Here is an 11502-nt window from a genome sequence, read left to right as displayed (position 1 = left end):
TATCGTTTTCATTAGCCTTCAAGATAGATTTTACAATATATGGGGTGCTGTTGCCATTAACGTAATCTGCCCGTTAGCGTAATGAAGCAGCCGATTATTGTGGTCGGCTGCTTCCGTGTTTTTATTGAACTATCGTTCCCCGTTTAGCGGAATCCCCCGGAGGCTTGCTACCGTAGTCAGCTTTCGGCTGTTGATGCCGGAGCTTGACCATCTGCTCATAACGCTCGAGAATATTCAGTATTGCCTCCTCGCGTAACTTTTCGAGCCTCTCAGCTGACAGGCGATCGAGTTCCTCTTTTTGCTCCGGGCTGACCTTGTACACTTATTCGAAGCTAGCGTAAGAAAACGCAAAAACGGCCCTGTCGCAAACGATGCGAACAGAGGCCGTTTTTGGTCATTGTTCCACGGAAAAAAAATCACTGCTCAGGACTGAATTTAGTCGAAAACGGACATTTATTTGCGGTCCGTTATGGATCAGCTACTAGCTCTCCTCCAACTACTGGGGGATATAGGTAGTCAGTTCGTCGGCCATTTCCAGTTGGTGCATTCGCTATATCTACCACCGACCTATCCGTACTCGGTACTATTAATCATAGAAATCAACAGTTGCAGTTCCTCCAAAAGCTTTATATACATAAAATTCTGCCCTTTTATTGTCGCCGTCCACAAATCCACCGATACTACGGAAAGCTCCACATGCACCAGCGTATAAGTACACATAACCTACTCTATCATCTGGATTGTCAGGGTCGTCTTCATACAAATTATAATAACCAGAAGGACCAGACGCTAGACAAACCAAAAAGTCTCCCCCAGTAGACTTTGCTATTGCACTAGAATAAGTAAAAGTGGAAGAACCTAAATAATCCCATCCACTGCTTGCAGCAGATACAGTCGAGAATGGAATGGTCGACGCCTCATCACCTGCTGGTTCACTTGCAGCATTTGCTGACGAAAATGGAATAACACATATTAATGCTAAAAACAACGTACTGATCATTTTCAATTTCATTTTGTGCAGAACTTTCAAATTAATTCAACCTCCTAAATTATACTTATTTTCTATCAGATATTTAATTTACCATATTATTCATGTCGAAGTAACCTAACTGATGTCGAAAATATTAAAGCGACAATTGGCATGTCTTCGCTTCCGACTAACGTGATTTTCCCGAATGTGATAAGCGCGGCGAAGGTACTTTCCCTACTTTATACCCATCACTAACACGATGAAAGTCAAAATCAACGGCTAAATGGTTGATTCTTCATCTTCTCATCTGCAAATGCCTGAAGTACCTGTCAGAAGGAAATAAAGTTCTAGACTGAAGAATAAAGTGTTAGACTAGGAAAATAAAGTTGTAGACTGAGAAAATAAAGTATTAGACTACGATGCTTCATTAAACTAACGGGCAGGTTAGTTGTATAAAGGGGTTCAAAAACCATTTAGGTAATATTCACCTAAATGGTTTTTTTTGTTTGATTTTTTTGTACGACTGTACTAAAATAAAAACATGAATAAAAAAAATAAACCAACTAACCAAAAACCAATGTCATTCATCGAAAAAGCCCGTAGAGCTCAAATTGTGGAATGTGCGATTGAGACAATCGCAGAAGTAGGTTACACTCAAGCCTCTTTAGGAGAGATTGCAAAACGTGCGAAAATCAGTAAAGGGGTTATTTCTTATCACTTTGTAAATAAAGAGGAATTATTGGAGCAAGTAGCTATCGAATACTATATGGCTTGGCAATCATATATTGCTCCACGAATAGAAGCTCAAAAATCTCCTAAAGAAATGCTTCAGGTATATATTGAATCCAATCTTACATTCGTAGATGAAAATCGGCAGCATGTTTTCGCTGTTATTGAATTGCTTTCTAATAAGATAACTGCTGATGGTAAACTTCAATTTGCAGCAGACCATGATGAAGCTGTTTTACTTCCAATTGAAAATATTCTCATCCTAGGGATGCAAGAAGGAATATTCCGGGAATTTACCAAACCATCGGCAAGGGTGATGGCGCTAACAATAAGAAATGCCATTGACGGGTTCACCATTGAATTAATGAGAAAGCCTCATTTAGATGTTCAGGAATATACGAGAGAACTGGTTACAATCTTTGATATATCAACTAAGAAGTGATGTGTCACTATGGAGGTTACCAATGTTTTACTATGATGTACTTTGTTATTGTTGTAAAAAAACATTCAGAGCATACGAAGGTTCACTAAAATATAAACAAGCTAAGGAAAGAAAGGATAAGTTTTTTTGTTGCGAAGATTGTGCTGATAAAATACGCATTGAAGCAATTTTGAATTTTATGCGCGGGATTAATCGTTTTTAATTTTGATTTTCTCAATGATTATCGTCAAATATTGCACTAAAACGCCGCGGCAACAATTAAACCGAGCAACTCCGTCTTTACGAATTTTTCTTATGAGGGATTAAGCTTCTGGAAACGTTAGTTCAATGAAACAGCGACAGTCTAGGACTTTATTTTTTCGTCCTTGGCTGTCGCTGTTTCAATTTCTGAGGTAAGTCTAAAACTTATTTTATGAAGTCTGACTATATTACAATTGTGAATCCGCGTGGAATAAAGACACCCAGTCTAATACTTTATTTTCTACCAACAGGAAGCATAATTATGATGATGTCCATATTAATTAATATAAAATTGCCTTAGACAAAAGTCTAAGGCAATTTTACTTTTTCTAGATACTAAGGGTTATATAGCTGATGTTAAAGGAAAATAAAGTATTGGACTAAATGTGCTGATCTCTTGCATATTTTCGAATAACAATCTCATCAGGCTATGTAAAACATGTCTTAGACTGACCAAAAAAAGTAACGGCCGTAGTCATTGTTTAAAAAATAAAGACCTAGACTGACGTTGTTTTGTTGAACTATCGTTCTCCGTTAGCGTAATCAAGCTGAGACAAAGAAGTAACCAGATGCTCGCTCGCATTGGTTATTTTATTTTGATTTTTCAAGAGCTTTCATTAGACTATCTCCAATTTTTTTAGATTCATCTAATAATGACAAAATTATTTGAAAATCGTTCCCAACATAGCCTTGACCTTGATGATTTGTTGAATTCAGAATTAATGATTTTTTATTGTCTGCCAATTCTGCTGATACAAGTAAATGCTCTTTGATAAATTTTGAATATGAACTGTAACCGAGCAGAGAGTGTATCTTTCCCCCCATATCTGGTGTCCAATTAGGTCGCTCAATACATACATTCAGCAATTTAAATAGAGCACTTCCCAATTCAACTGACTCCATCGGACGTTGGAACATTTTTAAATGTATCTGTAGCGGTAGCAGCCCCTATCTCACTATTTGCCATAGCATTCAACATGATTGAACCGTTTTTAATGTTTTTGTAGACACCAACCATATAAACCATCTTATTACCCCCATTAACAATGCATCACGAACAAGTTTAACATTTATTTTAATATTGAAACCTCAGCATATTCAGTTGCTGATTTGAGTTGTTTACTTGATAACCCAACATAAGTCTCATCTAAATCCCCGCCTGTTGTAGCTTTAAAATAAAGTTTGATAAACTTAAAGCTACATACCCTTGATTTTTCGTTAAGGAGACCAAGTATTTTTAAAATAAAGTTTGATAAAATCTGAACTTAACGACGAAGGGCTGCCACCAGGCAGCCCTTTTGTTATTCAACTATCGTTTCCCGATAACGTAATCGTCACTCGATACCCACCCTTTAATTGTCATATATTCAGACGAATTCCTTTTTAGTTATTTTTCAAAATTTACGCTTCCGAATCCATGAGACCGATGAATTCCCGGATCGACTGTCGTCTATATAAACGAAGGCATAAATGAACACAAACTAATTTGACGAAGAGGTGTTTTGAAAATGGCATTAACGTCCGCATTCACGAGCTTCAACCTGCCTGTAAAAAATGTGGAACAATCGAAAGCGTTCTTCACCGGACTCGGATTCGAGCTCAACCAGCAATCCCCCGAGAACGAGAATTCGGTAGCCATCGTGATCGGCGACAACCTGCAGGTCATGCTGATCAATCAAGCATTCTTTAATACGCTCACGGAGAAGGAATCCGTCGATACGAGCAAGTATGCGCAGATGACGATCGCATTGGCCTTCGAGAGCCGGGAAAAGGTCGATGAAATCGTGAATACCGCGGTCTCCTTGGGCGGGAAATTGCACGCTGAACCTGAAGATCATGGGTCCATGTATCATTGGGGCTTCGTGGACTTGGACGGTCATCTGTGGGCCATTAACTACATGAACATGGATGCGGTACAAGGTTAAGGCAAACGGAGAGCACGCTCCTACTAGGGTTCAAAAAGAAAGACGCCGGGCATCTTCCCCGGCGTCTTCTTCGCGATGATTAGTTTTGTTCGGTAAAGGCTTTGAAATTGTCCACGATCGCTTGCCAGCCTGCTTGCTGGAACTCGACGGGATTGGAGCTTTCCGCGTCGAACGTTTCAATGACCTTCGTCTCATTCCCTTGATAGACGAAAGCAATATCCACTCTTCTTCCGTCTTCCATGGTGTAGCCGATCGCCTCATGCCGATTCACGACATCGTAGACGCCGCCAAAATCAAAGCCCATGCTGCCATCCTTCGCTTCCATCCGTGTCAGAAACTTGCCGCCGACCCGCAGATCGTTTTCGGCTCTCGGCGCATGCCCGTCCTCGGACGCTTGATTCCACTTCGTGATGTGATCCGGCTCGGTCCAATAGCGCCATACCTTCTCGACAGGGGCTTGAATGACGGATTGCACGGTTACTTTCGTCGGTTTACTCGTTTCCATTTTAAATAGACACCTTTCTCATGATATTCGTCGTTTGGTTATTCTCAATGATATAGACGTAAGCCAATGACGAAATTCATTGGTCAATTCGCTCAGGCAGCCCAAATCGCGAAAATAATGGCGTATGAATGAAGTTTTGAACGTGCAGGATTTGATTTTCTTTGGTTTCGATGACGTGGATGCCCCAGGGTACCAGGCCAGAGCCCTCTTTGCCCGGCATATACTGGGCCAACGCCGGATAACCGCCATTCACCGTAATGGGCACAAATCGCGAACCTTCGCAATGCCAGCGAGTAAGCGAATAGAAGGCGGACAAATCTTCCTTGCCGCGGATCCACATCTCGAAGGGCGGCATCGACATGCAGCCTTCCTCGTGGAACAACGCGACGAGCGCAGCAATATCGAATTGCTCGAAGGCCTCCACATACCGGGACAGCAGTTGCTGCTCCGGTTGAACGTCCATGCTGCTGAGTTCATCCGAGCGAAGCTGCGCCCGGCCCATCGTCTCTCGGGCTCTTTGCAAGGCGCTGTTCACCGCTGCCGGCGACATCGCCAACGTTTCCGCGATCTGCTTGGAGGACCATTCAAATACATCCTTCAAAATGAGTACCGCGCGCTGCCGCGGAGGCAAGGTCTGCAGGAGAGCGATGAAGCACAGTTGAAGGGTATCTCTGCGTACGAGCAGATCCTCCGGATTGCCCCCAAAGTCGGGAGACGGCCAGATCCAGGCAGAGTCCGGCAGCGTGTCGCGCGGCTCGACGATGGCGACGGCCGGGTCGAACAGGTCAACGGGAAGCGCGCGGCGTTTGGATTGTCTCAGCTTGTCCAAGCACAGGTTGGAGGCAATCCGATAGACCCAAGTTTTGAACGAGGAATCCTGTCTGAACATGCCCCAGCTCTGCCAGACCCGAATACTCGTCTCCTGAACGGCATCGTCCGCATCGTCCATGGAGCCTAGCATTCGGTAACAGAACGAGGTTAAGCCCGGCTTCAAGCTTGCAAATAATGGTTCGTCAAATGCGGTCTCGTTCATCGCGGCCTCCCTTAACTATCTCCCCGAAGGGTTGTACCTTCATTATATGCAATGAAGCGGACAGCCTCAATCCGAATAAATAGGCAGGATTTAGTACTCATGGATAAAAATTCAGCACGATCGTACTAATAATTCAATAACCAATAAATTAACCCTTATCTATACTTTAGAAATAATTCGCAATACCTCACGCCAGGACCTGAATACTGGAGCTATCCTGCACGTTAGCTTAATGACCAGCTGTATTTCCTGTGAAGAGAAGTACAAGGAGTGCCTTTATAACAATAAGGCAATAATACCGCCTATTCCTGCAAGCGTACACATCGTTCCACCAAAACGAATTGAACCAATATATAAAGATGAGGGCTCCGTAGCGTCATTTGATTTCCACATTTCAGTCATTGACCAGATTAATGTAGGTTTAATCAACATTAAAATTCCAACGAACACAAGAAGAAAATATAATACAAACATTTTTAGCCTCCTATTTCTTTGGGGCCCAAACATAAGAAGCATACTAAACAAAATCATAAAATTCCCCCAAACTTTTCATCTTATAAGTATACATTCATGAATAGCTAAGCTCTTAGGAATATTGGCGCCTTTGTTGCCGGCGCCATGGTACTGTTTTGTTCGCATTAAGCTATAGTTCCCCGTCAGTTCAACATGCTGGTGTCTGGTTTCTTAATCCAGTAATTCGAGTTGCAGAACGACCTCGTCTAATGGTCTAGAAGCGTCAACCTCAGTAGTTGCTGTAGCCCTTAATAGGGGTTCGACTTCAGCGAGATGATATAAGATACGCTCTCGCTCTTCGGGGTTTTTCCCGTAGTTGTTGTTCTCCCGGCCAGCTATCCGTGCGAGTATTACATCGGCAGGCGCGCTAAGCAAAACCACATGATCGAAGAATGGGTAGAACTTTCCCTGATTTGACTTGCAACCAGCAACGAAGAGTTTACCTTCCTGGTGATTGGTCAGAAGTTCAATAATTGCCTCTTCACGCCAGACCCAGTCGGTGGAGCCGTCTGGAAAATGCACCCAACGGCTCCATACATCGCTGTCGGTATCCACAACGCGGTGACCTCGTTCACCAAGTTTCTCCAAGGCTGTCGACTTTCCAGTTCCGGACATTCCAGTGACCAGTATTCTCAGCATTTTCCCTCCTAATTCACCTGCAAACAATATAAGAATGCTCGCAATTATTATTCTTTTAAGTATTCTCGAAATCATTGTACTGTCCTGCCTGTTTTTATTGCACTATCGTTACCCGTTAGTTGAATGATTGTAGATTCTGCTCAGCTAGAACGCTCTTGCTATTTCCCAGTTACAATATACTCCTCCATATTTTTTAGAATATAGGTTCATAAGCTCACTCTGATAATTAATAAGCGCCAGCGCCTCTGTCTTTGTAACTTGATAAACGGAAGTATCCTGATCTTTGCTTTGAAGCCTTAACGTGAATCCCGTTCCCCCGATTTCCTCTTCGAACTGTTTGCTCTGGTCATTTGGTATCTCAAGCAAGTGCGAAATATGACAAGTGTTATTACTATATAGATTAATGTCAGTTGATTGCACTTTTAGCTCATTGGCATATTGACGTGCTGACCGCTCTGTCTCTGTCTCGAAAACACCTGCGAGCCCTTCTTCAAAAACATTGTCTATATGTATACGATCATAATCAAGGATCCAACTGCGGTACTGGTGATACAATGGCAGTAAGCTTTCTTTACTCACCCCATATACATCACAACCACGGTCATCGTAAATATACAACAAGATTTGTTTGGTTGAATTAAATAGCATTACGTTGCCGTGTACGCGCGGTTTCCTGCCAAAATCCTGATTAGCAAGAGCAGTCAGCAGGTATGACATTCGTATGTCTTCGAACTTTACTCGAACTCGATACTCGCTGGTTACCATTTGTTCATCGTCTTCATATTCGTAGGGAATCACTTGGTGTTCTAGATGTTTTACTGTTTGTTTTGTTTTAAAAAAACGGTGCATATCAAGTTTTTCGTGCTTACTTTTTTCATTCAAGTAGCTAATGCGATTGATCACATGAACTTCGTCATTTTTTGAAAAGAGAAAGTTACAAATGCTGTTCGAGCGTTTCATTACCTCATTAACGTATGCTTTTTCCTCAAGACCAACTGGTCCAAGTTCAAATCTTATCCAGTATTTTTGCTTGAACATATTATTAACTACACTGGTTTTCATATGCTGCCTTTCATTAACACGTAATTTTTTGTAAACTTGTTAACTGTTCGTGTTTCCATGAACCTCTTAGGTATCAAGCTTATTGCAAATTTTACGGAGTGTAGGGCTAACACTTGGAGCCCCTGCGCTTTTGAACTATAGTTTCCCGTTAGCGTAATGGAGTTGTTCTACTTCAGATGATGTTTAGTTGCATATAAAACAGTAATCTTATTGAATGAATATTTATACTCATTGGGAATAAATTCAGCTGCACTCAGGTATTTCTGGATTAATACTTCTGCTTTTGTATTGTATGAAATAAACCTTAAAAGATATTGCAGCCCCATAATAAAAATATCATTGTTACACTTGCCTGCAAGTATTTTTTTGTATTCCTTCTCAAGGTAACTCGTTACCAGTTCAAATGCTCGTTCATCGCCACTGTCCGAAATTGCCCAAATCGCATAGCCTTTCTTTGTACCTTTTTGATTATATATTGATATATAATAATCAGTCTCAGAAACACCAGCTATATGTGAGATAGTAAGTAAGGAACAATCCTTTATATCCTGCATTGGGTAATCGTACAGGCTTTTGAGCGCTGAAATACTCTTTTGTGTACCTACATCCCTTAAAGCGAGTATTGCATAATAAATCGAGTGCTTGTTTTTTCTTTCCTCAAGTATTTGAATTAGTGCCTCTTCACTGGTATGGTCAACTCTAGGCTTCTTAAAATACTCTTGAATAGCTTTCTGAAGTGACTCTGAATTTGGGAAAGGCATGTTCTATCCTCCTATTATTAGAATGTCATTCAATTTTGCTATAGGGTGGTAAGTAAGTTCTACGCTCGGGTATTTTTCCTTCATTTATCTTCGCAGACAATAGCACGAATGTTTACAGGAAATATTTCCATGTCACTACACAATACTGCCGGTTAGCTCTCTTGGCGGCCGTTTCATACCAGCAGCTTCGTTCTGGTGATTGTTAAACTATAGTACCCGTTAGCGTAACCTTTAAAAGGATTTATCCTCCAGTCAAGATCCTCAACTCTCGTTATCCGCCCTCTTTCAAGGTTCAGTGTGAACATTTGTTGCATACCATTGACCTTTCTTCAATTTTATCGTCAAAGTAACAGGTTCTTCAAAGCCAAAGTCTCCTGGAGTGTACCGCTGTTTTACCCAAACTTTTGCATAACCAAAAAAATGTAAAGAAAATGGAGTCCCAATTCCATGGGATTTAGGTTTGTAAGTATAATTAGGGAAGTTAAATGCCGTTGTAAAAATTAATGCCTCGTCCAAATGGATAAGTAAGCTCATCTGTTATCCAATTCCTTGATCTACCGATTTCTTCTAACATCAATTGCGCATTTCTTTTCTCTATATAAGCAAACCCTTATTCTAATCGTTCATAGCGTATTTGAAATAAACATATATCACACCAAAAAATAAGACTTTTTTCAATATTTTTTACAAGTAACTCTGGTACTAAATCAGTCATTTCTTCACATCCCTTTCGATTCTACTGCCCGTTAGAATTCCTGTAAAACGAATAATTTGGAGTTTGAATAAAAACGAGCGCCTCTGTACGATGGGAGTACGCAACGGGTCAAAAGCCCTTAAAATCCACATCAGGAGGTCGCTCTATCATGAAGTTTAAGGCACAAGACAAGCAAAATCAACTCATTGAAAACATTACCGTTCATCATTTAGTCATCGGCGTAGATATCGCCCAAGAGGCCCATGTAGCCCGCGCTGTCAGTTTTCGCGGGATTGCTTTGGGAACTCCACTCGCGTTCGGTAACCATCGTGAAGGGTTCAATCTCTTCGTATGCTGGATCCAAGATCTACTCAAATCCTACAAACTTAGCAGCGTCATAGTTGGCATGGAACCCACTGGCCACTACTGGTTCAGCCTAGCACGTTGGCTTCTCGATCAAGGTATCGATCCCGTTCTGGTTAATCCTCATCTCGTCAAAAAGAACAAGGAAAACCGGGATAATACACCGTCTAAAAGTGACCATAAAGATGCTCTTGTCATTGCAGACATGGTCAAAAACGGGTACTACTCCCCTGTTCGTTTTCATCCTGAAGCTTTCGAGGAACTGCGTATTCTAATGGCTAATCGAGAAACGGTTACCAAGCGACTCAACGCTGCGGTTAATCAGATTCATCGCTGGGTAGACATTGTCTTTCCTGAACTTCGTCAGGTCTTTAAAATCCTTACCTGCACTAGTGCAATCGCAACACTCAGGCTCTTCCCTTTACCGAAAGATATCAGTCGGTTAAACATAGAACAGGTTCTTGACGGTTGGAAGCAATTTGTGAAGCGCCATGCTGGAGTTAAACGCGCTGAACTACTCATTTCACTTGCAAAATCCAGTGTGGGCACCGCTCAGGCACTCCACGCTTACAAGCTTCATCTTGGGCAATTACTCGAAGAATTTGACCTGGCCCAACGCCAACTTGAACAAATTAAACACGAGCTCCAACTCATTCTTGAGCGTATTCCTTATGCACAGAAACTCCTTGAAATACGTGGCATCAATGTAACGAATCTAGCTGGTGTACTCGGTGAGGCTGGTGATCTAAGTGGATATACGCACGGAAATGCTTTGCTTCGTCATGCCGGGTTAAATCTAGCTGAAGCTAGTTCAGGGAAGTGGCGAGGAAAGATGGTGCTCAGCAAACGGGGCCGTCCACGTTTACGACATTTTCTTTATCTCATGACGATGAGTATGATCATGACAAATCCGGAAATTCGGGCATCACATCGTTACAATGTAGAGGAAAAGAATCTGAAGAAGATGAAATCCATCATGAAATTAATTGGTAAAGTAGCGCGAATGCTAATCGCATTGGCTAAAAACAGTACCGCTTACGAACCGATTAAGGTATTCCCACAAGCAGCATAAAACCAATCGATCCTCATCAGCTCATGCATTCGCAGGATGACAAGAAGCACGGAGTATCGGGAGATGTTACGCAAAAGGGCTCGGACCCATTCCGTTAGAAAGACCGACCTCCACCCCTTAGTTAAGTTGTGACGAAGGAATGAAAGGGCTATGACCCGTTGAGACATGGGAGCGAGAATCACTAGGGCGAAGTGGAGACGTGCACATTATGGAACAATATGGGTGATTCCTATTCATCCTTTATTTCCGCATGCCCAGTTCTCCATCCCGCTACCACCGGCTCCACCATCATCCATTTCTTCAATTTAACTAGAGGATGAAATCCTGCGAATTCATGAGTCTGAGTGAGGAATCTGAATCATTTCGAGGGAGTTTAATGAATCTCTATTGAATAATTAATCGAGACCACTCCTGGTTAACTACGGAACGAAGGAGTACCCCAAGTACCCGAAGAAGAACTTCGGCTCGTGCTCCTATTTTGTATCCTCCCTTAGTTGAACGGAAAAAAGTATCTTTATATACTAAAAGTGAGACCTTTACATCTAAAGTAATCT

The 11502-nt window shown here is 41.8% G+C and carries 13 protein-coding genes; 3 read left to right on the top strand and 10 right to left on the bottom strand.

The window, feature by feature from the left end; translation table 11 throughout:
* Positions 1–586 precede the first annotated feature (586 nt).
* Entirely contained in the window at positions 587–1012 is a 426-nt protein-coding gene (locus HI950_RS34945; RefSeq protein WP_411268197.1) for a hypothetical protein, read from the bottom strand.
* 499 nt (positions 1013–1511) lie between these two features.
* On the opposite strand from HI950_RS34945, the gene HI950_RS34940 reads away from it, so the two are divergent.
* Entirely contained in the window at positions 1512–2141 is a 630-nt protein-coding gene (locus tag HI950_RS34940; protein WP_169091617.1) for a TetR/AcrR family transcriptional regulator, read from the top strand.
* Positions 2142–2972: 831 nt separating this feature from the next.
* Here the strand turns inward: HI950_RS34940 and HI950_RS34935 are convergent.
* Positions 2973–3269: a hypothetical protein gene (locus tag HI950_RS34935; RefSeq protein WP_169091615.1), complete on the bottom strand. Its 297-nt coding sequence runs from the start codon at positions 3267–3269 to the stop codon at positions 2973–2975.
* 1 nt (position 3270) lies between these two features.
* A complete protein-coding gene (locus HI950_RS34930; RefSeq protein ID WP_169091613.1) occupies positions 3271–3408 on the bottom strand; it encodes a hypothetical protein in 138 nt (45 codons plus the stop codon).
* 481 nt (positions 3409–3889) lie between these two features.
* Here HI950_RS34930 and HI950_RS34925 point away from each other — a divergent pair, with 481 nt between their 5' ends.
* A complete protein-coding gene (locus HI950_RS34925; protein WP_169091611.1) occupies positions 3890–4306 on the top strand; it encodes a VOC family protein in 417 nt (138 codons plus the stop codon).
* A gap of 79 nt (positions 4307–4385) precedes the next feature.
* Here the strand turns inward: HI950_RS34925 and HI950_RS34920 are convergent, their stop codons facing one another.
* The 7 genes from HI950_RS34920 to HI950_RS34890 all read right to left on the bottom strand — a co-directional run bounded on the left by HI950_RS34920 (position 4386) and on the right by HI950_RS34890 (position 9353).
* A complete protein-coding gene (locus HI950_RS34920) occupies positions 4386–4811 on the bottom strand; it encodes an SRPBCC family protein (protein WP_169091609.1) in 426 nt (141 codons plus the stop codon).
* 76 nt (positions 4812–4887) lie between these two features.
* Positions 4888–5844, bottom strand: a complete 957-nt coding sequence (locus HI950_RS34915; RefSeq protein WP_169091607.1) for a sigma-70 family RNA polymerase sigma factor — start codon at positions 5842–5844, stop codon at positions 4888–4890.
* Between the two features lie 276 nt (positions 5845–6120).
* Positions 6121–6318, bottom strand: a complete 198-nt coding sequence (locus HI950_RS34910; RefSeq protein ID WP_169091605.1) for a DUF6199 family natural product biosynthesis protein — start codon at positions 6316–6318, stop codon at positions 6121–6123.
* A gap of 210 nt (positions 6319–6528) precedes the next feature.
* On the bottom strand, positions 6529–7071 hold the full coding sequence (locus HI950_RS34905) for an AAA family ATPase (protein WP_223285693.1): 543 nt from the start codon (positions 7069–7071) through the stop codon (positions 6529–6531).
* Positions 7072–7140: 69 nt separating this feature from the next.
* Positions 7141–8058, bottom strand: a complete 918-nt coding sequence (locus HI950_RS34900) for a DUF3885 domain-containing protein (RefSeq protein ID WP_169091603.1) — start codon at positions 8056–8058, stop codon at positions 7141–7143.
* 167 nt (positions 8059–8225) lie between these two features.
* On the bottom strand, positions 8226–8819 hold the full coding sequence (locus HI950_RS34895; RefSeq protein ID WP_169091601.1) for a hypothetical protein: 594 nt from the start codon (positions 8817–8819) through the stop codon (positions 8226–8228).
* 285 nt (positions 8820–9104) lie between these two features.
* Positions 9105–9353 carry a hypothetical protein gene (locus tag HI950_RS34890; protein WP_187768222.1) on the bottom strand — a complete coding sequence of 83 codons (249 nt, stop codon included), beginning with the start codon at positions 9351–9353 and terminating at the stop codon, positions 9105–9107.
* A 329-nt stretch (positions 9354–9682) separates the two neighbouring features.
* On the opposite strand from HI950_RS34890, the gene HI950_RS34885 reads away from it, so the two are divergent.
* The gene (locus tag HI950_RS34885) at positions 9683–10948 is read left to right on the top strand and encodes an IS110 family RNA-guided transposase (protein WP_169091597.1); all 1266 of its coding nucleotides are present in this window, start codon (positions 9683–9685) and stop codon (positions 10946–10948) included.
* Positions 10949–11502 lie beyond the last annotated feature (554 nt).

Origin of the sequence: Paenibacillus sp. PL91 (genome assembly GCF_012935325.2) — a bacterium.
Classification (GTDB): domain Bacteria; phylum Bacillota; class Bacilli; order Paenibacillales; family Paenibacillaceae; genus Pristimantibacillus.
Note: the sequence above shows the minus strand (reverse complement) of the source record. Positions and strands in the feature narration are given on the sequence as shown.